Annotated in this window: 25 protein-coding genes; 14 read left to right on the top strand and 11 right to left on the bottom strand. The window is 56.2% G+C overall.

The genetic code is table 11. The features are described 5' to 3' along the window. Positions 1-85: 85 nt before the first annotated feature. The gene (locus ACSEMK_RS00225) at positions 86-262 is read right to left on the bottom strand and encodes a hypothetical protein (protein ID WP_015368101.1); all 177 of its coding nucleotides are present in this window, start codon (positions 260-262) and stop codon (positions 86-88) included. Positions 263-542: 280 nt separating this feature from the next. Here ACSEMK_RS00225 and ACSEMK_RS00220 point away from each other — a divergent pair, with 280 nt between their 5' ends. The 4 genes from ACSEMK_RS00220 to ACSEMK_RS00205 are packed head-to-tail and all read left to right on the top strand — an operon-like array spanning position 543 to position 3,619. Further along, on the top strand, positions 543-1,352 hold the full coding sequence (locus tag ACSEMK_RS00220; RefSeq protein ID WP_372585012.1) for an ABC transporter substrate-binding protein: 810 nt from the start codon (positions 543-545) through the stop codon (positions 1,350-1,352). A 5-nt stretch (positions 1,353-1,357) separates the two neighbouring features. Further along, complete coding sequence (locus ACSEMK_RS00215) at positions 1,358-2,176, top strand: amino acid ABC transporter ATP-binding protein (protein WP_087859198.1); 819 nt, start codon at positions 1,358-1,360, stop codon at positions 2,174-2,176. Further along, positions 2,173-2,925: an amino acid ABC transporter permease gene (locus ACSEMK_RS00210; RefSeq protein ID WP_435336266.1), complete on the top strand. Its 753-nt coding sequence runs from the start codon at positions 2,173-2,175 to the stop codon at positions 2,923-2,925. Before ACSEMK_RS00215 ends, ACSEMK_RS00210 begins: the two co-directional genes overlap by 4 nt. Further along, positions 2,915-3,619, top strand: a complete 705-nt coding sequence (locus ACSEMK_RS00205; protein ID WP_213794279.1) for an amino acid ABC transporter permease — start codon at positions 2,915-2,917, stop codon at positions 3,617-3,619. Before ACSEMK_RS00210 ends, ACSEMK_RS00205 begins: the two co-directional genes overlap by 11 nt. On the opposite strand, the gene ACSEMK_RS00200 is transcribed toward ACSEMK_RS00205, so the two are convergent. Beyond that, positions 3,579-4,487, bottom strand: coding sequence for a LysR substrate-binding domain-containing protein (locus ACSEMK_RS00200; RefSeq protein ID WP_213794280.1), 909 nt, complete (start codon positions 4,485-4,487; stop codon positions 3,579-3,581). The genes ACSEMK_RS00205 and ACSEMK_RS00200 overlap by 41 nt on opposite strands. A gap of 134 nt (positions 4,488-4,621) precedes the next feature. Between ACSEMK_RS00200 and ACSEMK_RS00195 the strand changes: the two genes are divergently transcribed. Together ACSEMK_RS00195 and ACSEMK_RS00190 are read left to right on the top strand one after the other, a co-directional pair. Continuing rightward, positions 4,622-5,815, top strand: a complete 1,194-nt coding sequence (locus ACSEMK_RS00195; protein ID WP_316425265.1) for an MFS transporter — start codon at positions 4,622-4,624, stop codon at positions 5,813-5,815. 11 nt (positions 5,816-5,826) lie between these two features. Next, entirely contained in the window at positions 5,827-7,008 is a 1,182-nt protein-coding gene (locus ACSEMK_RS00190) for an amidohydrolase (protein WP_430914454.1), read from the top strand. Positions 7,009-7,025: 17 nt separating this feature from the next. Here the strand turns inward: ACSEMK_RS00190 and ACSEMK_RS00185 are convergent, their stop codons facing one another. From ACSEMK_RS00185 to ecpR, 6 genes are read right to left on the bottom strand one after another with little or no spacing between them, the layout of a single operon-like run. Beyond that, on the bottom strand, positions 7,026-7,721 hold the full coding sequence (locus ACSEMK_RS00185) for a fimbria/pilus periplasmic chaperone (protein ID WP_113373710.1): 696 nt from the start codon (positions 7,719-7,721) through the stop codon (positions 7,026-7,028). Then, positions 7,690-9,282: a fimbrial adhesin EcpD gene (ecpD, locus tag ACSEMK_RS00180; RefSeq protein ID WP_227503936.1), complete on the bottom strand. Its 1,593-nt coding sequence runs from the start codon at positions 9,280-9,282 to the stop codon at positions 7,690-7,692. Before ecpD ends, ACSEMK_RS00185 begins: the two co-directional genes overlap by 32 nt. Before the next feature lie 43 nt (positions 9,283-9,325). Then, positions 9,326-11,851, bottom strand: a complete 2,526-nt coding sequence (locus ACSEMK_RS00175; RefSeq protein WP_308958682.1) for a fimbrial biogenesis outer membrane usher protein — start codon at positions 11,849-11,851, stop codon at positions 9,326-9,328. Between the two features lie 25 nt (positions 11,852-11,876). Then, a complete protein-coding gene (locus tag ACSEMK_RS00170) occupies positions 11,877-12,545 on the bottom strand; it encodes a hypothetical protein (protein WP_435336265.1) in 669 nt (222 codons plus the stop codon). Between the two features lie 57 nt (positions 12,546-12,602). Next, entirely contained in the window at positions 12,603-13,190 is a 588-nt protein-coding gene (gene ecpA / locus ACSEMK_RS00165) for a common pilus major fimbrillin subunit EcpA (RefSeq protein WP_015704519.1), read from the bottom strand. A 60-nt stretch (positions 13,191-13,250) separates the two neighbouring features. Further along, entirely contained in the window at positions 13,251-13,793 is a 543-nt protein-coding gene (ecpR, locus tag ACSEMK_RS00160; protein WP_047063962.1) for an ECP biosynthesis operon DNA-binding transcriptional regulator EcpR, read from the bottom strand. 803 nt (positions 13,794-14,596) lie between these two features. Between ecpR and phnC the strand changes: the two genes are divergently transcribed. From phnC to phnE (ACSEMK_RS00140), 4 genes are all read left to right on the top strand, one after another. Then, positions 14,597-15,439 (top strand): phosphonate ABC transporter ATP-binding protein, encoded by an 843-nt coding sequence (gene phnC / locus ACSEMK_RS00155; protein WP_213794284.1) that lies wholly within the window; start codon positions 14,597-14,599, stop codon positions 15,437-15,439. 31 nt (positions 15,440-15,470) lie between these two features. Next, positions 15,471-16,412 (top strand): phosphonate ABC transporter substrate-binding protein, encoded by a 942-nt coding sequence (gene phnD, locus ACSEMK_RS00150; RefSeq protein WP_087859189.1) that lies wholly within the window; start codon positions 15,471-15,473, stop codon positions 16,410-16,412. A 69-nt stretch (positions 16,413-16,481) separates the two neighbouring features. Continuing rightward, complete coding sequence (phnE, locus tag ACSEMK_RS00145; protein WP_430914455.1) at positions 16,482-17,354, top strand: phosphonate ABC transporter, permease protein PhnE; 873 nt, start codon at positions 16,482-16,484, stop codon at positions 17,352-17,354. Then, the gene (phnE, locus tag ACSEMK_RS00140) at positions 17,351-18,235 is read left to right on the top strand and encodes a phosphonate ABC transporter, permease protein PhnE (protein WP_213317705.1); all 885 of its coding nucleotides are present in this window, start codon (positions 17,351-17,353) and stop codon (positions 18,233-18,235) included. Before phnE (ACSEMK_RS00145) ends, phnE (ACSEMK_RS00140) begins: the two co-directional genes overlap by 4 nt. A 57-nt stretch (positions 18,236-18,292) precedes the next feature. Here phnE (ACSEMK_RS00140) and ACSEMK_RS00135 read toward each other — a convergent pair whose 3' ends face one another. Both ACSEMK_RS00135 and ACSEMK_RS00130 read right to left on the bottom strand, forming a co-directional pair. Beyond that, a complete protein-coding gene (locus ACSEMK_RS00135; RefSeq protein ID WP_348854116.1) occupies positions 18,293-18,958 on the bottom strand; it encodes an HAD family hydrolase in 666 nt (221 codons plus the stop codon). 80 nt (positions 18,959-19,038) lie between these two features. Next, positions 19,039-19,836 carry a sulfite exporter TauE/SafE family protein gene (locus ACSEMK_RS00130; RefSeq protein WP_430914456.1) on the bottom strand — a complete coding sequence of 266 codons (798 nt, stop codon included), beginning with the start codon at positions 19,834-19,836 and terminating at the stop codon, positions 19,039-19,041. Positions 19,837-19,937: 101 nt separating this feature from the next. On the opposite strand from ACSEMK_RS00130, the gene ACSEMK_RS00125 reads away from it, so the two are divergent. Together ACSEMK_RS00125 and ACSEMK_RS00120 are read left to right on the top strand one after the other, a co-directional pair. Beyond that, positions 19,938-20,735 (top strand): AraC family transcriptional regulator, encoded by a 798-nt coding sequence (locus ACSEMK_RS00125; RefSeq protein WP_430914457.1) that lies wholly within the window; start codon positions 19,938-19,940, stop codon positions 20,733-20,735. Between the two features lie 226 nt (positions 20,736-20,961). Next, entirely contained in the window at positions 20,962-21,528 is a 567-nt protein-coding gene (locus ACSEMK_RS00120; RefSeq protein WP_082208594.1) for a C40 family peptidase, read from the top strand. Between the two features lie 64 nt (positions 21,529-21,592). On the opposite strand, the gene phoE is transcribed toward ACSEMK_RS00120, so the two are convergent. Next, entirely contained in the window at positions 21,593-22,645 is a 1,053-nt protein-coding gene (gene phoE / locus ACSEMK_RS00115; protein ID WP_015368078.1) for a phosphoporin PhoE, read from the bottom strand. A 289-nt stretch (positions 22,646-22,934) separates the two neighbouring features. Between phoE and proB the strand changes: the two genes are divergently transcribed. Further along, positions 22,935-24,038 (top strand): glutamate 5-kinase, encoded by a 1,104-nt coding sequence (proB, locus tag ACSEMK_RS00110; RefSeq protein WP_015368077.1) that lies wholly within the window; start codon positions 22,935-22,937, stop codon positions 24,036-24,038. 10 nt (positions 24,039-24,048) lie between these two features. Further along, positions 24,049-25,302, top strand: coding sequence for a glutamate-5-semialdehyde dehydrogenase (proA, locus tag ACSEMK_RS00105; protein WP_430914458.1), 1,254 nt, complete (start codon positions 24,049-24,051; stop codon positions 25,300-25,302). The last annotated feature ends 108 nt before the right edge of the window (positions 25,303-25,410 follow it).

The raw sequence follows: 25,410 nt of genomic DNA, 5'->3' as shown, positions 1-25,410 counted from the left end.
CCTCTCCTTTTTACCGCAACCGCAAGCAGCCTTCTGCTACACAGAGCACACCTCGTTCCAGTAGGCTTCGCGCGTCCAGCGCCGCTCAGTATGTTTTGTCATGGCGAAACCACCGGGTTTCCACGTTGCCGAGATCCACGCCATACAGGCTGGCGACCGGCAAGATCGCCTCCATCATCCGTTGACCATCTTGCTGCCCGGCTTCTCCGTTAGATAAAAAAGCCAGCCAGCCGGTAATCCGTTGCCACAGCGCTACTTTCATTTCTCCTCCATCGGTCGGGTTTGCGTTGTTGTTATTTCAACCACAATCGCCGACGGGCGGGAAATATCAATTCCGAATTTGTAATCCTGGAAGATGCATATTCGCCGCTGCGCTTCGGTGACTAACCCCTTCCTGTAAAAGCGATTTGGTTAACAGTAATACCCCCATTTTTATTAAGAGATTTTGGTTATAGATAAGAATTTTTTCTTCTTTGCCGGACGAGGCGCTTTTGTGGGAGCGTGATAAACACAAAACAAAACAGGGATTCAGGGGAATGATGATGCATAAAACTTATACCAAAATCGCTTTTGCGCTGGGCGCGCTGCTGCTGGCCGCCCAGGCGCAGGCCGACCAGTTAGCCGATATCAAAGCCGCCGGGGTGGTGAAAGTCGCCACTTTCGACGCCAACCCGCCGTTTGGTTCCGTGGATGCTAAAACCCATCAGCTGGTGGGTTACGACGTCGATTTCGCGCAAGCTCTGGCAAAATCTCTTGGCGTCAAGCTTGAGCTGGTGGCCACTAACCCGGCTAACCGTATTCCGCTGTTGCAATCCGGTAAGGCCGACCTGATCGTCGCCGATATCACCATTACCCCGGAGCGCGCGCAGGTAATTGATTTCTCAACGCCCTACTTTGTGACCGGCCAGCAGTTCCTGGTTCCGGCTAAGTCGCCGGATAAACTGGATGACTACAGCAAAGCGCGTATCGGCGCGGTAAAAGGTACCACCGGCGAACAGGCGCTGCACCAGCGCTTCCCGCAGTCGCGGGTACTCTCCTATGACGATATTCCATTGGCGCTGACCGCCCTGCGAAACGGTAACGTGCAGGCGATAACCCAGGACAGCACCATTCTCGCCGGGCTACTGGCGGGCGCGCCGGATAAAGCCAACTTTAAAATTCTGCCGGATTTGCTGAGCAAAGAAGAGATTGGCGTCGGCGTGAAAAAAGGCGAACCGGCGCTGCTGAAAGCGGTGAACGACGAGTTGGTTAAGCTGGAAAAATCCGGCCAGGCGGCGAAAATCTACGACACCTGGTTTGGCCCTGGCACCGCCTCTCCTCAGCCGCGCGCCTTTACCATAGAAGCGAAATAACCCTGATGTTTTCCGCCTTATTTTCACGCTCCGCGGCTTCGGCCGCGGATTTCTCGCATCTGCAGCAGGCCAGTATTACCTTTCGCGACGTGGTTAAACGCTACGGCGATCATCAGGTACTTAACGGCGTTAATTTAACGGTCAACCCCGGCGAAGTGGTGGCGATCCTCGGGCCATCAGGATCGGGTAAATCAACGCTGATCCGCCTGATCAACCAGCTTGAATCGTTAAGCGACGGCGAGATCCTCATCGATGGCAAACCGACCCGCCGCCTGACCGGCAGCGCGCTGCGCCAATTACGCAGCCGGATCGGCTTCGTTTTTCAGCAGTTCAATCTCTACGCTCACCTGACGGCGCAGGAGAATATTACCCTCGCGCTGGAGCGCGTGCACGGCTGGCAACACGATGCCGCCCAGCAGCGGGCGCTGGAATTACTCACCCAGGTCGGTCTCACGGATAAAGCGCGGCAGATGCCCGCTCAGCTTTCCGGCGGCCAGCAGCAGCGCGTCGCCATCGCCCGCGCCCTTGCCTCCTCGCCGCAAATCATCCTGTTTGATGAACCGACCTCGGCGCTGGATCCGGAGATGATCGGCGAAGTGCTACAGGTGATGAAAGCCCTGGCCCACAGCGGTATCACCATGGTGGTGGTCACTCACGAGATGCAGTTTGCCCGCGAAATCGCCGACCGGGTGGTGTTTATCGACGGTGGCGAAATCCTCGAAACCGCGCCGCCGGCGGAATTTTTCGCCCGCCCGCAGCATGCGCGTACCCGCCGTTTTCTGCAGAAGGTGCTCGACCCGCTGCATCAGGAGAGCATTGAGTGATGGCAATTCTCGACTGGCATGGCGTACTTAGCGGCCAGCCGCTACAGTGGATTATCTCCGGTTTTCTCACTACCGTCTGGGTCAGCGTGGCCGGGATACTGCTGGCCACCGCGCTGGCGATCCTGCTGCTGGCCCTGCGTCTCGGCGGCGGACGCCCCGGCCGCTGGCTGGTGGCGGCGTGGGTATCGCTGTTTCGCAATACGCCGCTGCTGGTTCAACTGCTGTTCTGGTACCTCGCCGCCTGGAACCTGCTGCCGCTGGCGGCGCGCGATTTTATCAACGACTCCCATAGCTGGTCGATTCTACCGGGCGACGTCTGGTGGCTGACGCCGGAATTTCTCTGCTCAATGTGGGGGCTCGGCGTATTTACCTCGGCATTTCTGGTGGAAGAGATTGCCGCCGGACTGCGCGCCGTCAGCCACGGCCAGCGCGAAGCGGCGCTGTCGCAGGGATTTAGCCCGTGGGGTGAATTACGTTTTATTCTGCTGCCGCAGGGGCTGGCCAACGCCTGGCAGCCGATTGTCGGCCAGTACCTGAACCTGATGAAACTCTCTTCGCTGGCCAGTGGTATCGGCTTTGCCGAACTCACCTATCAGGTGCGGCAAATCGAAAGCTATAACGCCCACGCGCTGGAGGCCTTTGCTATCGGCACCGCACTGTATCTGGCGCTGGGTATCGCTATGGGGCTGGCGCTGACGCGCTTCGGTCCGGGATATCGTCAGCCACGGAGCGCACAACATGAACGCTAACCTCGCGGTGATCGCCGACAACCTTGATTATCTGCTGTGGGGACGGCTGGCGGAAGGCCAACCCGGCGGCGTGGCGCTCACCTTACTAATGGCCATCGGCGCAACCGCGCTGGCGCTACCGGGTGGGATCCTGCTGGCCTGCGCCGCCTGGCGCTACGGCGGAGCGGTCCGTCGTCTGCTGTTCCTGTGGGCGGAAATTATTCGCGGTATCCCGCTGATCTTCGTTATTTTTTGGCTATGGTATCTGCTGCCGATGATGACCGGCGGCGATCTGCCGGGCGCGGTGACGGTCACGCTGGCGTTGGCGTGGTTCACCGCCGCCTCGGTGATGCACTCGGTGCTGGCGGGGCTGCGCGCCCTGCCCGGCGGCCAGCATGAAGCGGCGCTGACGCAGGGATTCGCCCCCGGCCAGACGCTACGCTTAATCCTGCTGCCGCAGGCGCTGCGCAACGTCCAGCCGTCGCTGGTCGGCATTTTTATCGGCCTGCTGAAAGACACCTCGCTGGCGTTTATCGTCAACGTGCCGGAACTCACCACCGTCGCCGGGCAGGTCAATAACCGGGTGCAAATCTATCCGCTGGCGATATTCGTCTTTACCGGCGCGGTTTACTATTTGCTGTGCTGCGCCCTCAGCCAGCTGGCGAGCCGCCGTTTTACCAGGCGTAGCGCTGACAGGCGCTTCGCAGTCGATTGAGAAACAGCCGGGCATTGGCGGTGAGCGCCGATTTTTGCGACCATACCGCGCAATACTGCGCCGCCGGGAGCGTGGATACCGGCAGCGTGACCAGCTTATCGCCAAGCTGCAGCGGCTGGCTCATGGCGCGCGCGACGATGGTCAGATAATCGGATTCCAGTACCATCTGCAAACCGACAATGACCGAGTCGGTGCGTAGCGGGGTAATCGACACCTGGCGATAAAAGTGAATCAGCTCGTTTTGTAGCTGCTGATAGTAACCCATCGGCGACTCCGGCAGCAGCCAGCGGGCTTTACGCAGCGCCAGCAGATCGCTCTCCTGGGCCAGCGGATGCCCCTTGCGCGCGATGACGCAGAACGGCGCGGTAAACAGCGGTTCCAGCATCACCCCTTCCGGCGGATGCATCGGGTCGACCGATCCGATCGCCAGGTCAATCTCTCCGCTGCGGACGCCCGGCAGCAGCGACGAAAGCTGCCCCTCTTTCACCGTCATCTGTACCTGCGGCAGCGCTTGCTTAAATCCTTCGGCCACCTGCGGAAACACCGTCAGGGCAATCAGCGACGAAAAGCCGACCGTCAGCCGACCGTGGGTGACATGGTTAATCTGTTCCACCTCATCCGCCGCGCGCCGCAGCTCCTCCAGCACCCACTCCGCGCGCTGTAAGAAAGCGATTCCCGCTTCGGTCAGGGCGACGCCTTCTTTACTGCGCAGAAAAAGTTGCGTACCGAGGATTTGCTCCAGCTCACGTAATGTCCGGCTCAGCGCCGGCTGCGATTGCCCCAGTTCACGCGCCGCCGAGCGGATGCTGCCGCTACGCGCCACCTGCCGTAGCGCCTGCAGCTGGTTTAATTTGGGAAGATATTTCACCGCTCACCCCTATCAGAAAAAAGCATCACCTATAGAAAAATTATATCTTCCCGCCGCGCGGGTAAAGCCTGAGGATGCAGTAGGGGATTCCCCCACGACAACACATGCAACCATGAGACACCGGGCGGAAAAAAATGAAAAGTCAGTCTCAGATGATCTTCTTACTGTTTATCGGCTACGTGGTCGTTTATATCGACAAAACCGTCACCGGCTTCGCGCTGCTGCCTATCGAAAAGGAGTTCGGCCTCAACGCCGAACAGCTGGGCTACATTACCGGCATCTTTTTTCTCGCCTATTCGCTGTTTCAGGTGCCGGCGGGCTGGCTTAACGATCGCATTGGCTACAAAACGATGCTGGTGCTGTCGCTGGCGGCGCTGGGGATATTCGCGCTGTGCTTTGGCCTGCTGGGAGCGAGCTTCGGCCTGCTGCTGCTGTTCCGCTTTCTGTCAGGCGTCGGCCATTCAGGCTATCCCTGCTCCTGCGCCAAGGCGGTGGTAAGCAACTTCACTCTAGAACAACGTACCTTCGCCCAATCGATATTGCTGTCGTCAGCGGGACTGGCAATGACCATTGGGCCGATTATCGCCGTTAACGCGCTGGCGCTGCTTGGCTGGCATCTGTCGTTCACCGTACTGGGGATCGTGGCCTGCGCTATCGCCCTGCTGATCGCCCTGCGCGTGCCGCGCCGACAACCGACGGCGATGGTCGCGAAACAGAGCGCCGCCGGCGCCGCCCTGTGGCGTAACCCCACGGTTATCCTGCTCTTTCTGGCTATCTTTTGCGTCAATATTCCCAGCTATGGCCTGATGGCCTGGCTGCCGAAGTTTTTTGTTCAGAGTATGGGGATGTCGCTGTCTGCATCCGGCTACGTGGTGGCCGCGGGGGGGCTTGGGATCTGGATCTCATCGCTCGGTACCGGCTGGCTGGTGGGTAAATATTTTCTTAATCGCGAACCGCTGGTGATTGCTATTAGCGCGCTAATCAGCGCCGTGGCGATCTTCGCCATCTTCCACGCCCGGACGCCGCTTATCGCCAGCCTGCTGCTGTTTATCGGCGAAATTTTCCTGATGTCGACCTTCGTCACCGCCTTTACCCTGCCGATGAAGCGCCTGCCGGAAAATATGATGGGCTCGGCCATCGGTCTGATTAATACCGGCGGTACCCTCGGCGGCTTTGTCTCGCCGATCGTCATTGGCTATCTGGTGGAGAAAACCCACGGCTACGCCAGCGCTTTCCTGTTTCTTTCACTGGCGATGGTTTGCTCCGCGCTGGCGGTGCTACCGCTCATGAAACGTAAAACCGTCGTCAGTCAGCCCGTAATTGATTGAAGGAGTCACTGATGCATTACGCCACTGAACAATTCATTTCCGCCGCGGCCGAGGAAGCGCTGCGCTGGCGTCGGCATATCCACGCCCACCCGGATCTGTCGTTTAACGAGAAGCCGACCGCCGATTACATCGCCCGCGAGCTGGCGCTATTTTCCGGCCTTGAGATCAGCCGCCCGCTGGAAAATAGCGTGATTGCCGTACTGCGTGGCGCGCATCCTGGGCCCATGTGGGCGCTGCGTGCCGATATCGATGCCCTGCCGCTCCAGGAAGAGAGTGGTGAAGCATTCTGCTCAACGAAGCCCGGCGTGATGCACGCCTGCGGTCACGACGCGCATACCGCGATGCTGATGGGGGCGGCGAAAGTCTTGTGCCAGCTTCGCGAACAGCTGCACGGCAGCATTAAATTCATCTTCCAGCCCGCGGAAGAGGTGCCGCCGGGCGGCGCGCGTGAGCTGGTTGAGCTGGGCGTGGTTGACGACGTTGAACATATTTTCGGCCTGCATGTTTTCCCCACCAGCCCGGTTGGCGTGATAACCCTGAAAGAGGGGGTGTACGTCGCTTCCAGCGATAACTTTGATATCACCATTCGCGGCAAAGGCGGCCACGGCTCGATGCCGCAGCACTGTATCGATCCGGTGACCATCGGCGCGGAAGTGGTCGGCGCGCTGCAGCAGATCGTCGCCCGCCATATCGACCCGGCCAACGCGCCGGTGCTAACTATCGCCACTTTTCAGGCCGGCGATAGCTATAACGTGATCCCCGACAGCGCGCGTCTGGCCGGGACGCTGCGTACCCATAGCCAGCAGGTGCGCGAGGCGGTACCGCCGCTGATGGCGCGGATTATCGACGGCATCACCGCCGCCCACGGCGCCAGCTACGAAATCAAATGGCAGCAGGGCTATGCGGTGGGCAACAACCACGACGCCACCAATCATATCGCCCGCGAAGCCATAGCCCGCCATTTCCCGGCAGGCACGCTGCAGCTGCAGGATAAGGCGCTATTCGGCAGCGAGGATTTCTCCTCCTACCAGGAGAAAATCCCCGGTACCTTCCTGTTTATCGGCTGTGGCAACCCGCAAAAAGGGGCGACGTGGAACGTGCACAACCCGCATTTTCGCATCGACGAAGATGCGCTGGCGGTCGGCATTAAGACCCATATCGCGCTGGTGAGTCAGTTGCTGAACGAGGAATAAATCAGGCGAATGCCCGGCTATTTCACCGGGCAATCATTGCTGATTTTAATAAATTTCTCGTTATAGATGATGTAGTGGTTGCCGGGCTTACGCAGCGACGACTGGCGAACGACATCGCCGGGGCGCAGATACCAGGCGTCCCCCTCCTCTTCCGTGGTGTCGCATCCCGGTTTGATCAGCAGCTTAAACCAGGTATTGCCGGTATTACTGACGCTTCCCGCCGCTTTATCGAACGCCCATTTAAACTGAACCTGCCGCGGGCGTACCACCAGAATGGTATCCATCACCACCACCGGCTCCATGCTGATCTGCCCGCCCGCCGGGGCGCGCATCACCAGGTTGCGGGTGGGAATTTCGCGAAACGAGACCCGATAGTAGCGTTCGCGGTTATCCTTCGGCCCGTGATAATAGAACTTAAAATATTCGCTTTCACCCGCCTGCAGCGTCAGCTGGCGCGGGGCGAACAGCAGTTCGCCGTCCGCCGGGCGGGCACGAACCTCATGGCCGCCGGGCCGGTCGATACCCACCACCGACACCCGATATAGCCGCGCGCTTTTATTGTTGTTAATCACCCTTTTCGCCGCAAACTCAGCGTCAGAGGCCAGCGAAAAGGTCAGATTACCGACAGAAATCGCCTGCGCCAGCGGCGCGGCCAGCAGCCACAGGCTCGCCAGCGTCAGCTTAATTAATGTTACGCCACGTCGCCTGGACATGAATCTCTCCTGAAGCGCTGACTTCGCCAAACCAGCCGTTGTCGGTGATAGTGCGCAGCGAGATAGGATCGTCCATAGCAATCGAGAAGCGCACCGTTGTTTTATCCATCTGCCCCACATCGCCGGAAATATCAGTCCACGGCGTGGTCAGCCATAGCGCATCGGTCATGTCGTGCCAGCTATCGTCGCAGCCGGCATCGTAACTTTTCGTCGCCCCGCTTTGGGTAATGAAAGAGAGCGACGCCGGAAATGGCACCTGCGCGGTACCGTCCGCCGAGCTGAACAGACAATACGAGCGCCCGCCAATCGCCTGTGCCGGACCGGTCACTTTAATCAACACCTCATCGGCGGCGGTTTTGCCACTGGTGGTGACGATGTAGCCGAAATCCAGCGCCGGTTCGCCGCTGCCGACGTAACCCTCACGCGTAGGCGCCGAGGTGTACTCATCGGAGATAATGCTGATGCTGAAATCACGCGGTTTGATAATCAGGCTATTGGATGTCGAAAATTCATACCAGCCGGATTCCGGCGAAGTGGTGTTATAAAAACGGAAGTTAAACAAGTCTTTGGTGTTGATGTCGCTAATGCCCAACGCCACCATCTGCTTGAAAAAGTTACTGGAGAAAAAGACGTAAATAGAATCAGAGCTCTTCATCTCGTTGAAAGTGTAATACTGCAGAATGCCGTTGACCGGTTTCCATGAGTTACCGTCAAGGCTGAACTGCATATCGTAGTTACCTACTGCCGATGCCAGCGCAGAGTTACTGATAGCCGGGAAAATGTGAATCGAACTGTTGCTTAACCCATTAGTCTGCAGCGTATAGTTAACCATTTTGCAGCTTAAACCGGAGCGAGAACCAATCGTTTGTGTACGGCAATCGGCATTGCCTTCACCCAGCGTGGGCACGCCGTCGCTGTTGATAAACACTTCCGCCAGTGAGTGGGTGTTTATCAGGCGTAAGTGCCCCGCTTTGGTATGGGTTACGTCACGGATATACCAGGTACCTGACGCCTGATCTTTACAACGCTCGCCTTTGCTCGCATCGTAAGCGACCGATGTCTGACAGGAATTAATCGTCATCGTAAAACTACCGCCGATCGGCATCTGCTGCAGGTATTGATAAAAGGCATCGGACATCATCCCGTGCCGCCATTTCGTCCCGCTCCCCGTTGAGACGCCGTAAAATCCATTAGCATCGGTTGACTGGGGTAAAATCAGGCTGGTTGCCAGGTCGCATCCCGAGTACCAGTTAATACACCGTAAACCCAGTAAAGGGTGAGAGACCGGCGCATTATCCAGCCACATATCAAACCGGTAATTAGCGGAGATCCCATGGTTGTGACCATCATCGATATAACCCAGACTGACCTGACGGTACGCGGTATCGCCAGAACCGGTTGATTTTAACCCGGTCCAGCGGTTTGAGCCGGTCAGACGGGGATCCAGCGCGCCGCCAGGGGTGACAAAGAAGTTGTCATCAGAGTTGTTCTCGACAAAGACAAATTCGCGCGCCGGAGCAGCAGCTTCAGAATATTTTGTCACCGCCGCCTTAGCGTTCATCGCCAGCGGCGCAATCGTCAGCGTCGCCAAAGCGAGTAGCCACTTAGCTTTCATTACCTTCTCCTGTCTGCTGCGCCGCCGCCCATGAAGAGAGACCGCTGCATACTACGTCCCCTACCCACACCGCGCCGCGCGCCTGGCTGAGCTCCAGCGCCACTTCGCAGGTTTTATTTCCGCCGTAGCTAAAATCGATGGTGGGATATTTTTTATCGACATCCATGACAAATTCACCGTTCTCATCGGTACGGGTGCGCCCGATATGGTTATTAATGCGCGCGTTCGCCAGCAGCGTGCCGTCTTCGGCGCGGATGCGCCCCGAGACGGTGACCATCTGCTTCACTTCCGGCTCGATCACCGCCACGTTACCGGGATAAAGCGTCAGGTGGCTCTTACGGCCGCTGACAATGTCGTAACTGTCGATCGAGTTTTTACTGTTCTGCAGTTCGACTTCATAGCGGCTGTACGGCGACAGCGGCAGATAATTGCGTTTACCGCTGAGCTGCACGATGCGCCCGTTAACCTTAGCGCTGAGCTTGCCGTCGTCTTCCAGCCCGGTATTGAAGATCACCCCGGCGTTGCCGTCGGTTCTTCCGCTGGCGGCGATATTTTTCCCCTGCCAGCCGACGCTGCCGCTGGCGGTCAGGTTGGTGTTCACGTAGCCGTCGGCGCCGCTGTTGACGTTCAGCGTGCCGTTGGTATAGCGCGTTTCAAACTGCGTATAAGCGCCGCCGCTTAAGGTTTTGTCGTCGCCGGTATCGCCGGAAATCGCCCGCGAAATATTGGCGCCGACGGTTCGAATCGCTCCTTCATCAAACTGCTTACGCGCCGAAATGTTGGCCATGGTATAGCCGTTCTGGTGGGTCATCCCGGCGCTGAACCAGTTGCCCAGCGGCAGTGATAAATCGAGGGCGATATATTTCCCGGTGTTGGCGTTGCTATCGCCGTTGTTATAGCGCTGTAAGCCCGCGCGCAGGCCTAGCGAGCCAAAAGAGCCGCTATAAATCGTCTGGTAATAATCCGCCGTGTAGTAATGGCTGTTGTAGCGGCGATCATCGTTGTAGCTGATGCTAAAAGTACCTAGTTTTGACCACAGGGCGTTCAGGTTCAGCGTGCCGCCGATCGCCCGGTTATCGGCATCGCTGCGGCGCAGCTTATCGCCGATGACGGTCTTCTCCTGGTTAATCCACAACGAGCTAAAGCCGCCGGGTAAGGTGGCGCTGACGCTGCCGATGCTGCTCCAGGAGCTGTCGCTGGCCAGCATGTTTTGCAGGTTAATATTCACCGCCTCGGTTAGCGGCAGCGTAATGCGCGTTTCGCCGACGGCGTTGCTATCGTAGCCGTAGCCGGTGGCCGCCCAACTGAGCGTACTCAACGATCCGGAAGCCGACGCCCCCGCCAGCCAGCTCTCTTTCGCCGGCTGCGTCTTTTTACCGCTTTCCGACCAGCGGTCCATGTGGAAACTACCGCCCCAGATTTGCCAGGCCAGCGGCGCGCCCGCGCCGCGTCCACGGCTGAACAGTTTGTTGACGCGTTGGGTGCGTTTGCTGACCACTCTTCCGTTAACGATAACTTCGACGTCAACGTCGTAAATACCGTACGGCAGGCCTCGGGTATCAACTTCATGATTACCCATGACGAAGTTCTGCACGCTTAACAGGCGCCCGTCGCGCATCAGGTGAACCTCGCCTGCCGCCGGTAAGAATGCCACCACTGGCGTTGCCGACTGGCTGTTGTCAAATACCGTCGAGCTGGCCTGGTTGCCCCACGACGCGCCGTAGATTTTACCGGCCGAAATCGCGGTCATCGGCCCCAGCGATTGTAAATTCCAGGTATCCAGCATCCCGCCGGCAAAACGGTGCCCGGCGAAGTCGCGCTCGTACATCGCTTTATACAGTTCGTTGTCCTGGTGGCTGGTGCCGATGCCGTACAGCGAGCCGTCGAGCACCACGTGATGCTCGCGCAGCGCGCTAACACTATTGAGTGACAGATAGCTGGAGGTATTACTGCCGCCGCTACGCATCTGGTTGTTGTAGACCCCGAGGTTGTAAGTGAGATTATTACTGAAAGTTTTAACGCTCGACTGGCCAATATCCTCGCTGCGCGACCGCAGCACGGTTCCCAGCGCCTCACGTTTCACCACCAGTTGCAGCAGCAACTGGCGCAGACTAAGTTGCAGCTGCGCGGCATCGGTTAAGGGAATCTTCAGCGCGTCGTTGAAAGCCTCATTGGATAAACGGCTGAGCTGTTGACGCGTCTCGTCGCTGACGCGAGCGTTGTCATCGCCCTCTTCGAGGGTGATTTGCCGAACCCGCAGCACATCGCCATCAAGCCAGATATACGCGGCGCCGATACGCTGATCGTTCTGATTATCGCGGCTGCCTTCAAGATGAATAAACAGAGGAATGCTCATGCCGTCCTGCAAAGCCTGGCTGAAAGCCTGCGGGATAATCACGCCGCCGATTTGCTGCACGCGCTCGGCGGCCATGCTGTCGCTATAAGGCGCCAGCAAAAGAACCATGCCGGAAGCAAGCAGCGCGTTCAGTCCAGGGGTGATCCGTCGTAAAGGCATAGTCTTAATCCATCAGCACACATGTCTATTTCACGGGAACAAACTGCTCGCCCTGCCAGAGCGCGACCCGTCCTTTTTTGTCAGCAATATTGACGCGCGTGAAGCGACGCGATTTCCCCGGCATCAGGTAATAGTTTTCTTTGCACTCTTTGCCATCGGCGATTTTCAGACACGAGCCGTAGGCGATGATGCGCAGGGTGGCGTTACCGGTATTGGTCAGCGTGTCGCCGGCAAACTGGTAGCGAAAATTAGCCTGACGCGGCGCCACCACCAGAATGGTGCCGATGCGGGCTGAAGCGGTGGCCACCGCGCTGCGCTGGGAGCCATTGCGCTGGGCATCGCTTAAGGCCTGATCGAACCAGACAATGCGGTAGTAGCGCTCTTTATCATCCGCCGGGCCTTTGTAGAAAAAGCGCACCACTTCACTGGCCTTTGCGGGCAATAACAAGCTGGCGGGGGTCAACAGGACTTCATCCTGTTTATCCATCGGGATCACTTTGCCGCCATCCAGCGGTGAAGAGAGACGTTCCAGATGAATGTTGATTAAGCGGCCGCTGTCGGTGGTATTTTTAATCTCTTTACTCAGCGTGCTGCTGCCGCTGTTCATAAAGGAAGAGATATCGCCGACATCCAGCGCCAGCGCGGGATTCGCCAATCCCAGCAGCAGGCCAATGGCCAGAAGATGTTTTTTCATAAGCGTTCAGTCCATGAAGAGGCAGGGGTATTCCCCCTGCCCGGTGCTACGAGAAAATCAGCTGGTCCAGGTTGCGTCGAACTGCACGCTCACGTCACCGCTCCAGATCCCTTCCGGCAGCGTGCTGTAATCGGTTACCGCGGTGGTGCCGTCGGTGGTACCGCTGATGATGGAGAAGTTAAAGCCGTCCTGCGCGGTGGTGCGGCCTGCGGTGTTGTAGCCGTTAGACAGCGCGCTGAGGTTGCCGCCCAGTACGCCGTTAGCGGTGTCGATCATGATGGTGTCAGCACTCTTTTCTACCGCGGCGCCGTTATAATCCACGCCCACGCTCAGCGTTGAGCCGGAGGTATCCAGCTGAGTCAGCGTGTTAGTGATAAGACGTGAAGTCAGTTTGAAGGCAGTCGCCGTGGTATCGCCTTCAACCGCAACATCAAACAGACCTTTTTGTGAGTTAAAGCCTTTAATCCCTTCGGCATACTGGAAAGCCAGGCTGCCAAGCGGGGTAACAACCAGTTTGCTGGAAGTGTCTTTTTTCGCGGTTGCAGACCAGGTAGCAACGGCCTGAGCAGTGACATCAGCAGCCTGAGCAACACCCATTCCAGCAAACGCCGTTACCAGAGCAATAGCAATAACCTTTTTTTTCATAGCTTTTTCATCCTGAGTTTAATTAAGGACAAGTCGTCCCGGTGTACCACTAAATAAACGTTACATAACTAATTTATAAATTTTTGAATACAGCTTGGCCTCAGCATTTCGCCGATGGGTATAAATAGTTTTCACACTGCAATTTTCAATTCTGGCGATAGATTTCGGATGCATTCCCTGGGCCGTCATTCTGATCACCGTCATTTCCCGGTCAGTAATTTTTTCTTTCTTTATATCTTTACGCAGAAACCGGCCATTAATTACATAGGCCAGATCTTTTCTTATATCGCGCGCGAGGTCGACATACACCACGCCGCGAATATCACCGTTGTAATACCAATAATTGGCTAACGCTTCTGACTTTCTCGCGGCAATCAGAATGATTTGTTTGCCCTTGGCCTTGGCTAACCAGTCGTTGTCATAGCGAATAAAGTAATTTAATGCATTGGTACTCAGATTGATAAACAAAAAATCCTTACATATTTTATCCAGTGACAAATAAATAAGTTCTTCGATATCTAAAATGAGTTCCGATAAGCCTTTTAAAAAATAAGTATCATGGGCTGGCCAAATACACTTATCAAGGGAGCATTGTTCGTCCATATACTGTTTATCCTCTTCATCCTGGAATACTACCTTTCACCCCATCGCCGATAGCCAGGCCTGCAGAGATTAAACCTGCAAATTACCCCTGTTTAAATTGGTTATAATAAAACACCAGCGGCATTATTTAATAATTAATAATGTCGAAATTATTTATCGATTTATATTTTTTGTTGGATTCAAATTTAGGTTTTTTCTGATTAAGTGTCAACAAGCAGGATGTGAAGCTAATTCTCATTTATGTCAATTTTTTGCTTTTTGGCGAAATCCTATTTTTTGCTCAAAAACAAAAAACATTTAATTTCATGTGGTTATTGATCGAAAATTCCTACAATCCGAATCGATTATTATATCATCCAGGATCATAACCCTAATTCATTAGGAATATTCTTAATGGACAAGATAAGTGACGTTGCGAAAAATCTTAATAACACACAAAAGTAAGAGGATAATGCCACACAATCATTATTTACAAGACGATTCACCCAATCATAAGCTGCATGAATGGTTTTAAGCACCGCACAAAAAGCCTAAACATAAACAAAAAAACCACTTGCAGAGGACTATTAATCCAATGAAAGAATGATATCTAAGAGAATGAGATTACTTCTCATATTTCTTTCTTATTTACTCTCATTTTCATTAGTGTAGTCCATTACGCAATGATTGCCGCTGACATGTTCCTCTTGCCTTGCAGATAAGCGTTTCATCACGCTTTCATTATTTGTTCGCCTTACCGTCATCGAAAGTTCACACAAAACGCGATTAATAGTGGCCAGTTTATGACGAACCAGGACACTCTTATGAACAGCTCTCTTGCCGCGGTGGCGGAAACCGAATTTTCGCTAATTACGCCCATCACCCCAACCCGGCAGCGGAAAGTCTTAAGCGTGCGCAACCTGAGTAAATCTTATAATGCGCAGCAAACCGTGCTCGATAACATCAGCTTTGACCTGCATGCCGGCGAGCTGGTGGGAGTGATTGGCCGCTCGGGAGCCGGGAAATCCACGCTGCTGCATGTCCTGAACGGTACTCACAGCGCCACCGGCGGTGAAATACTCAGCTTTCCGGAAGTGGGTATGCCACATGATGTTTCACGCCTGAAAGGACGCGCGCTCAATGCCTGGCGCAGCGAATGCGGCATGATTTTCCAGGACTTCTGTCTCGTGCCGCGCCTTGATGTGCTGACTAACGTACTGCTCGGCCGCCTGAGTCAAACCTCAACCCTGAAGTCGCTGTTTAAGGTTTTCCCTGACGCCGACCGGGCTCGCGCCATCTCTCTTCTCGAGTGGATGAACATGTTGCCGCACGCGCTACAGCGGGCGGAAAACCTCTCCGGCGGCCAGATGCAGCGCGTAGCAATTTGCCGTGCGCTGATGCAAAACCCCGGGATCCTGCTGGCGGATGAACCCGTCGCCTCGCTCGATCCCAAAAACACCCAGCGAATTATGAACGTATTGCGGGAAATCAGCGGCCAGGGGATTAGCGTGATGGTCAACCTGCATTCGGTCGAACTGGTCAAAGAGTACTGCACCCGGGTCATTGGCGTCGCCAAAGGCCGCATCATTTTCGACGATCATCCCGCACAGCTGACTCAGGATGTCCTGCATCGGTTGTACGGCGATGAAATTAGCCAATTGCATTAATTTCCTTTAGTAAAAACACACGGGCAAAATAATGAACAAACATATTAATGGCGCAGTTCGTTTATCCGCAGCACTCGCAGCTCTATTACTGACGTGGCAAGCGAGCGCCGCTGAACAGCCGAAGGAATTAAATCTGGGGATCCTCGGCGGTCAAAACGCCACGCAGCAAATTGGCGATAACCAGTGCGTGAAACAGTTTCTTGATAAAGAGCTGAAGGTCGATACCAAATTACGTAACTCATCCGATTATTCTGGCGTCATTCAGGGACTGCTGGGTGGTAAAGTCGATGTCGTATTAAGTATGTCGCCTTCTTCTTATGCCTCGGTCTATATCAATAACCCGAAAGCCGTCGATATTGTCGGTATCGCCGTTGATGATAAAGATCAGTCCCGCGGCTACCACTCGGTGGTCATCGTCAAAGCTGACAGCCCGTATAAAACGCTGGACGATTTAAAAGGCAAAGCCTTTGGCTTCGCCGACCCGGATTCCACTTCCGGTTATTTAATTCCAAACCACGCCTTTAAACAGAAATTCGGCGGCGACGCGGATAACAAATACAATAACTTCTTCTCCAGCGTCACCTTCTCCGGCGGCCACGAGCAGGACATTCTCGGCGTGCTGAACGGCCAGTTTGCCGGCGCGGTCACCTGGACCTCAATGGTCGGCGACTACAACAGCGGCTACAGCGTAGGCGCTTTTAATCGCCTGATTCGCATGGATCATCCGGATTTGATGAAGCAAATCCGGATTATCTGGCAATCGCCGCTGATCCCGAACGGCCCGATCCTCGTTAGCAATGCGCTGCCGGCGGACTTCAAAGCCAAAGTCGTCACCGCGCTTAAAAAACTGGATACCGACGATCACGCCTGTTTTGTGAAAGCGATGGGCGGTACTCAGCACATCGGCCCGGGCAGCGTGGCCGATTTCCAGCAGATCATCGATATGAAACGCGAACTGGTTAGCGCGCGTTAATCCCGTACTGATGCCGCCGTTCGCAGATCAATGCGGACGGCGGCGCTACGTTAAAGACCTTTTCGCCGCATGAATAATACCCATACCGAATTTGAACGTTATTACCAGCAGGTCAGGACGCGGCAAAAGCGCGATACCTTCGGCTGGTCGCTGGTGCTGCTGGCGCTCTACTTTGCCGCCGGGCACGCCGCCGAGTTTAATCTGTTCACCATCTGGCGCTCGTTGCCAAACTTTCTCGATTATATGTTCGAGACGCTGCCGACGCTGCATCCGGGCGTCCTGTTAGCCGATTCTCATACCAAAGGCTCGCTGGCGTACTGGGGCTATCGCCTACCGATTCAGCTGCCGCTGATTTGGGAGACGCTGCAGCTGGCGCTGGCCTCCACGCTGGTGGCGGTCGCGGTAGCGACGATACTGGCTTTCCTCGCCGCCAATAACGCCTGGTCACCGGCGCCGCTACGCTTCGCCGTTCGCGTGCTGGTGGCCTTTTTACGCACCATGCCAGAGCTGGCCTGGGCGGTCATTTTCGTCATGGCGTTCGGTATCGGCGCGATCCCCGGTTTTCTGGCGCTGATGCTGCATACGGTCGGCAGCCTGACCAAACTGTTCTATGAAGCGGTGGAAAGCGCGCAGGAAAAACCGGTGCGCGGGCTGGCGGCATGCGGGGCATCAGCGCTGCAGAAGGTGCGTTTTGCCCTGTGGCCGCAGGTGAAACCGATTTTTCTCTCCTACGGCTTCATGCGCCTTGAGATTAACTTCCGTTCATCCACCATTCTTGGTCTGGTGGGCGCCGGCGGGATCGGCCAGGAGCTGATGACCAACATTAAGCTCGATCGTTACGATCAGGTCAGCATGACGCTGCTGCTGATCATTATTGTGGTGTCGCTGCTGGATGTGCTTTCCGGCCGCCTGCGCCAGTGGGTTCTGGAGGGGAAAAAATGAGCCAATGGCAACATCAACCGGATATCGCCGCCAGCCGCCGCCAGCATCAGGCGCTGTATAAGACTCAGGGGCGATATCTGCGCTACGTCGGCGTGCTGGCGCTGGCGAGCGTACTTTATTACGTCTGGTTCTTTATGCAGTTCGGTATCAGCAGCGAACAACTGGCGACTGGTCTACAGCAGATGGGGCGCTATCTGCTGCGGATGTTCGTCTGGCACGATTTCTGGAACTGGCCGTTTGCCTATTACTTCACGCAAATCGCCATTACGCTTGCCATCGTCTTCGCCGGGACGATTACCGCGACGGTCATCGCGCTGTTGCTGTCATTCCTGGCGGCGCGCAATATTATGCGCGGCGTGATTCCCGGCATTATCGCCGTGTTGATGCGCCGCTTGTTTGACATGCTGCGCGGTATCGATATGGCTATCTGGGGTCTGATTTTCGTGCGCGCCGTAGGGCTCGGGCCGCTGGCGGGGGTACTGGCGATTATTATGCAGGATACCGGCCTGCTGGGCCGCCTGTATGCTGAAGGCCACGAGGCGGTAGACCGTTCGCCGGGCCGCGGCCTCACCGCCGTCGGCGCTAATGGTCTGCAGAAACACCGCTTCGGCATTTTCACCCAGTCGTTCCCGACTTTCCTGGCGCTAAGTTTATATCAGATTGAATCCAACACCCGTTCCGCCGCGGTGTTAGGTTTTGTCGGCGCGGGCGGGATTGGCCTCATCTACGCGGAAAATATGCGTTTGTGGAACTGGGATGTGGTGATGTTTATTACCCTGTTGCTGGTCGCGGTGGTCATGGTCATGGACACCCTCTCCGCCTGGCTGCGCCGCCGTTATATCGGCGGCAGCGTAGTGCCGTTGTATCAAAGTCAGCAATAACCCCTCTCCCCGGTGGCGCTACGCTTACCGGGGCTACGAACCAGGGAAAACGTCTCGTTATTCGATCCGCCACGCCAGCACCGGCCAGCCGTGCTGGGCGTTGGCTGCCAGCAGCTGCGGACAGGGGTTGACCAACCGCACGCGATCCGCATGTAGGCACAGGGGCAGGTCGTTTATCGAATCGGTATAAAAAGTGACTTCGCCAGTATAGTCAGGATGCGCCTCGCGCCACTGCGCCAGGCGCGTCACTTTGCCCTGCTGATAGCTCGGGGTACCGGCAATCACACCGCTGTAGCCGCCATCCGCCATTTCAACATCAATACCCAACGCCTGTTCAATTCCCAGCTCGGCGGCTATCGCCTGCACCAGCAGCGTTACCGAGGCGGAGATCACCAACATTTTTTCCCCTCGCGCCTGTAGGGTACGAATAACGTCCCATGCCTGTGGGTAGACCCGCGGCAACACCTTTTCGCGCACGAATCGCGCCACCAGCGTATCCACCTGCCCCTGCGGGATACCAATCAGCGGCGCCTGAATCAGCGCGACATAATCGGCGATATTCATTTCCCCGCGGTCGTAATCCGCCATCAGCTGCGCCTCGCGCGCCAGATATTCCGGGTCGCTCACCCAGCCTTCGCGCACCATAAACTGGCTCCACAGCGTACTACTGTCCCCTTTAATCAGGGTGTTATCCAGATCGAAAATCGTCACAGCATTAGACATCGGTCATTTTCCATAATCAGCAATATAAGCCTGCGAGAGCATGTATAAAGAAGATGACAGGAGCATGATCCGGCTGCGTTTCAGCCCACCCCGCCAAAGCCCATCGCCAGCAGCACCAGTAGCAATAGTAGCGGGTAGATCCGCACGTGCCAGCGATCGGGAAGTTTTGCCAACCAGCGCGATGCGCCCCGCAATCCCAGCCAGCTTCCGGCTACCAGCAATCCGGCCGCCAGCCACCAGATATTACCGATGAAACCGGAGGGCAGCGTCGCCATCGGCGCCATCAGCAGCCACGTCAGGCTGGCGGTCGCCGCCAGCGGCAGCGTCAGCAGGTTGGCCATCGCCGCGGCCTGCGCCATCGTCGCGCCACGCCGGCGCATCAGCGGTACGGTCATCACGCTGCCGCCAACGCCAAGGAAGGCGGCAATTAGGCCAATCCCGCCACCAAGAATAGTCTCGCGCCCTGCACTCGACGGTGCGCAAGGCGTCGACGGCGCCATAAAGCCGGGGCGAACGTAGCAATCCACGATGGTCACCGCCAGGTACAAAATGAACAGCCAGCGGATCCACTCGCCGTTGACCCTCAGCGCCAGCGCCGCGCCGGCAATACCGCCGATGGCGATGCCGCCAAGTATCGGCAGCAGGGAGCGCCAGTGAACCGTTCCGGCGCGCAGATGGCGGCCGCTTGCCAACAGCGACGTGCACAGCATCACCAGCGCCGACGTCGCTACCGCTATTTGCATCGCCTGACCGCCTACTGCGCCCTGATGGCTCAGCAGCAGGTAAAGCAGCGGCACGGTAACAAAGCCGCCGCCGAAGCCAAACAGCCAGGTGGTTACCCCGGACAACAATCCGCAAACAAAAAGCCCAAATATCATCTACCGTTCCTCCATTCAGGGAGGTAACGATATAGAATAGCGGAATGGCTGACTTACGATTAAAGGCCAATATATTACGATTTTCAGCCAGGAGTGTACGCATGCGTAATATCGCGATTAATGATGTCGATCATCTGCCGCGCCGGGTATTGGGCCTGGGTAGCGATTATCCGCCTGACACCCTTTTACCGCGCCATCATCACCGGCGAGCGCAGTTTCTCTATGCCGTGAATGGCTTGATGAAAGTCGAAACCGATGACGGCCAGTGGCTGGTGCCGCCGTTCAGCGGCGTATGGATACCCGCTAATAAACCGCATCGCGTCTGGATGCCAGGCGTGAGCACCCATAGTCTGTATATCGAACCGCAGGACGCGCCGCGCGCCGGCGTGCGCTGCGAAGTATTGCAGGTTTCGCCGCTGCTACATCAACTGCTATTGGCCGCCTGCCAGTTGCCGCTGTTGTATGAAGAGAGCGGACATGATGCGGCGCTTATCGCCCTATTGCTGTTTGAACTGCAGGGCGCCCCGCCGCTGCCGATGTTTACGCCGCTGCCGCAACATCCGCGGCTGGCTGAACTATGCAGCGCGTTTCTCCTTCAGCCGGAGATTCACAGTACACCGGAGCTGTGGGCCAAAAAGATGAGTCAAAGCCTGCGCACCTTCAACCGCCGCTTTTTGCAGGAGACCGGGATGGCGTTTCGCGACTGGCGTCATAAAGCCTGCCTGATGTACGCTCTCACCGCCCTGCGAGAAGGACGAAGCATTACCGACGTGGCATTAAGCCTTGGCTATGAGCATCCGGCGGCGTTTACCGCCATGTTCCGCAAAGCGATGGGCTATGCGCCAGCCTCTTTTATCCGCCACCTTAAAGGAGGCACGCCTGTCTCTCGCGCCAGATAAATAAGAACATCCTGATTCTGGCCTGTTATATTTTGATTTAGATAGTAAACATTTATTAATAAATAAAATCACCGCGTTTACTATCTGAAAAATGTGCTTATTACGGTACCGGCGAATTTATGCCTGCAGTACGTAAGTTTTCGTAAATTTTGCGTTTCATCATTCTGACGTTTCCCTGAATACGCTATAAATGGCGACGGTCGATCCCTAACATGAAAATAACGACATGAAGCCCAAACTCAGCCACGCTTTATTACTTGTTCCTTTATTGATTTTGGCAGGATGTTCATCTTCCCCAAAAAAACCGCCCAAGGCGGTGGCGCAGCATCATTACGAGCCAATCGACAGCGGCTCCGACGATCTGATACCGGTGCTGGCCGCCCTGCACGATCAGATGCACACCTGGGACGGCACCCCTTATGAATGGGGCGGCACCGACCAGAGCGGCGTCGACTGTTCCGGCTTTGTCTGGCGTACGCTGAAGGACCGCTTTAATCTGCCAATGGACCGCGTGACCACCGGCGATCTTCTGCATATGGGCGTGCGCGTTAGCAAGCAGCAGCTGCGGCCTGGCGATTTAGTCTTCTTCCGCATTCACGGCGGCATGCACGTCGGTTTCTACGATACCGACCACAATTTCCTGCACGCCTCCGCAAGCCAGGGCGTCATGCGTTCGTCGCTGGATAATCCGTACTGGAACCGCGTATTTTATCAGGCGCGGCGCTTGCCGAAGGAATATAACGCGCAGATCACCATGAATAACGACAATCTGCATCTGGCGAAAAACCGCTAATCCTGACAAATAAAAACCGCGGCGCTCAGGGCCGCGGTTTTTATTTTTCTTGCGCTCAGTTTTATCAGAACTGATAGGTCATCCCCAGCGCGACGATGTCATCATCGTTAATACCGAGCTTATTATCGCTCTTCAGCTGGTTAATTTTGTAATCCACAAAGGCGTTCATGTTTTTGTTGAAGTAGTAGGTCAGGCCGACGTCAATATAGTTGACCAGGTCTTCGCTGCCGACACCTTCAATATCCTTGCCTTTCGACAGTACATAGCCCAGAGACGGACGCAGACCGAAATCGAACTGATACTGGGCGACCGCTTCAAAGTTCTGCGCTTTATTCGCAAAACCACCGCTGATCGGGGTCATTTTGCGGGTCTCAGAGTACATTGTCGCCAGGTAGATGTTGTTGGCGTCGTACTTCAGGCCGGTAGCCCAGGCTTCCGCTTTGGAGCCCTGACCGCGCGCCAGCAGGTTCTGATCGTTGGTACGGTCAGAGCTGGTATAAGCCGCGCTGACGGCGAAATCACTGCCGCCGAAATCATAGCTTAAAGAGGTGCCGAAGCCGTCGCCATTCTGTTTTTTCGCTTCGCGGCCTTCGTTTTTACCCTGGTATTGCAGGGTCATATTCAGACCATCGACCAGGCCGAAGAAATCGGTGTTGCGGTAGGTCGCCAGGCCGCTGGCGCGTTTGGTCATGAAGTTATCGGTCTGCGCGGAAGAGTCGCCGCCGAACTCCGGGAACATATCGGTCCAGGCTTCAACGTCGTACAGCGCGCCGAGGTTACGACCATAGTCAAATGATCCAAACTCTTTTAACTTCACGCCGGCAAACGCCAGACGGGTTTTCTGCGAAGAATCGCTTTCGGTTTTATTGCCGGAGAATTCGGATTCCCAGCGGCCATAACCGGTCAGTTGATCGTTGATCTGCGTTTCGCCTTTGATACCGAAGCGAACGTAGGTCTGGTCGCCATCCTTGCTGTCATAATCGCTGAAGTAGTGCATGGCTTTCACTTTGCCGTACACGTCCAGTTTATTGCCGTCTTTATTGTATACTTCCGCTGCCTGTGAAGCCGAAGAAGCAACAAAACCCATCATCATTAATGCCAGTGAACGCTTTTTCATTATGTGGTCCTGGTGATTTATCTACACGCGCTAATCAATTCCGGGCGAAGGCCCCGTCAAAAACTGGAGGTTTTTTAACGCTGTAGTGTTAAATTTTTATGACGAAATGGAACTTTTTATAAAAAAGAATGTTTAAATATTTCCGTCATAAATATGTCACCTTGCCTGCGCAGAATGCCCGATCCGCGCAATAAAATGGCTTGACCAATACGCCAGCAGTTGGCAAGCGGCCTGACTCCTGTTACAACATCAGCTCGATCTCGATATTCCTTTTGAACGGCAGAAAATCATGAGTGATAGCCAGACGCTGGTGGTAAAACTGGGCACCAGTGTTTTAACGGGCGGATCCCGCCGCCTGAACCGCGCCCATATCGTTGAGTTAGTGCGCCAGTGCGCGCAGCTGCATGCCATGGGGCACCGCATTGTGATTGTAACTTCCGGGGCCATCGCCGCCGGACGTGAACACCTCGGCTACCCTGAACTGCCCGCCACCATTGCCTCAAAACAGCTGTTGGCGGCAGTCGGCCAAAGCCGTCTTATCCAACTGTGGGAACAGCTTTTCTCTATTTACGGCATTCATGTCGGCCAGATGCTGCTGACCCGTGCCGATATGGAAGATCGCGAGCGGTTCCTCAACGCCCGCGATACCCTGCGCGCGCTGCTGGATAACAATATTGTGCCGGTCATTAATGAGAATGACGCCGTCGCCACCGCTGAAATCAAAGTCGGCGACAACGATAATCTTTCCGCCCTGGCGGCCATTCTCGCCGGCGCCGATAAACTGCTGCTGTTGACCGATCAGCCGGGACTTTTTACCGCCGACCCGCGTAGCAATCCGCAGGCCGAGCTTATTAAAGATGTCTACGGCATCGATGACGCGCTGCGCGCCATCGCAGGCGATAGCGTTTCCGGCCTCGGCACTGGCGGCATGGGCACCAAACTTCAGGCCGCGGACGTCGCCTGTCGCGCGGGCATCGATACCATAATCGCCGCCGGCAACCGCCCGGACGTTATCGGCCACGCGATGGAAGGCCTGCCGGTGGGCACCTGTTTCCACGCTCAGGAATCACCGCTGGAGAACCGCAAACGCTGGATCTTCGGCGCGCCGCCGGCCGGTGAAATCACCGTCGATGCCGGGGCGACCCAGGCTATTCTGGAAAGAGGAAGCTCATTGCTGCCAAAAGGCATCAAAACCGTCAGCGGGAATTTCTCCCGCGGCGAAGTTATCCGAATCCGCAGTAGCGAAGGGCGCGATATCGCTCACGGCGTAAGCCGCTATAACAGCGACGCCCTGCGCCTGATCGCCGGGCAGCACTCGCAGCAAATCGATGCCATCCTCGGCTATGAATACGGCCCGGTGGCCGTCCATCGCGACGATATGATTACCCGTTAAGGAGCTGAAAATGCTGGAACAAATGGGCATTGCGGCCAAAGCGGCCTCTTACCAACTCGCGCTGCTTTCCAGCCGCGAGAAAAATCAGGTTCTGAACAAGATTGCTGATTATCTGGAAGCGCAGACCGAAGACATCCTGCGCGCCAACGCCGAAGACCTCAGCGACGCCCGCGCCAATGGCCTGAGCGACGCGATGCTCGATCGCCTGGCGCTGACGCCGGCGCGCCTGCGCGGCATCGCCGATGACGTGCGTCAGGTGTGTAGCCTGGCGGATCCGGTCGGCCAGGTGATTGACGGCGGTCTGCTGGATAGCGGCCTGCGTATCGAACGTCGCCGCGTACCGCTGGGAGTGATCGGCGTGATTTATGAAGCGCGGCCGAACGTAACCGTCGATGTCGCCTCTCTGTGCCTGAAGACCGGCAACGCGGCTATTCTGCGCGGCGGTAAAGAGACCTGGCGTACCAACGCCGCGACGGTGAAAGTGATTCAACAGGCGCTGCAGGAGTGCGGCCTGCCGGCTGCCGCGGTGCAGGCAATAGAGAGCCCGGATCGCGCGCTGGTCGGCGAAATGCTGAAGATGGATAAATACATCGATATGCTGATCCCGCGCGGCGGCGCAGGCCTGCATAAGCTGTGCCGCGAGCAATCCACGATCCCGGTGATCACCGGCGGTATCGGCGTGTGCCATATTTTCGTCGACGATTCGGCAGAGCTCGTACCGGCGTTGAAGATCATCGTTAACGCCAAGACCCAACGCCCGAGCACCTGCAATACCGCCGAGACGCTGCTGGTGCACCGTAATATCGCCGATACCTTCCTGCCTGCGCTGAGCAAACAGATGGCGGAGAGCGGCGTGACGCTGCACGCCGACCCGGCCGCTCTGCCCCTTCTGCAGAACGGTCCGGCAAAAGTGGAGCCGGTGAAAGCGGAGCAGTACGACGACGAGTATTTGTCGCTGGATCTGAACGTGAAAGTTGTCGCCGATCTCGATGATGCGATTGCCCATATTCGCGCGCACGGTACCCAGCATTCAGATGCTATTCTGACGCGTACCCTGCGCCATGCGAATCGCTTTATTAATGAAGTGGATTCGTCGGCGGTATACGTTAACGCTTCTACCCGCTTCACCGACGGCGGCCAGTTCGGCCTCGGCGCGGAGGTGGCGGTCAGCACCCAGAAGCTGCACGCCCGCGGGCCGATGGGCCTGGAAGCGCTGACTACCTATAAGTGGATTGGTTTCGGCGACGATACCATTCGTGCTTAACGCTAAGCGGGTGATGCAAAAGTAGCCGTTTGATTCGAAAGGGCATTGACGCATCACCCACTTAGTTTTAACCTTCTACCCCGTGCTTCACGCAGGTGAACGCGTCCT

The organism is Klebsiella sp. K-3 (assembly GCF_051207495.1).
GTDB classification, from domain to species: Bacteria; Pseudomonadota; Gammaproteobacteria; order Enterobacterales; family Enterobacteriaceae; genus Klebsiella; species Klebsiella aerogenes.
The sequence above is the reverse complement of the archived record's forward strand: the minus strand, read 5'-3'. Positions and strand labels throughout refer to the sequence as shown.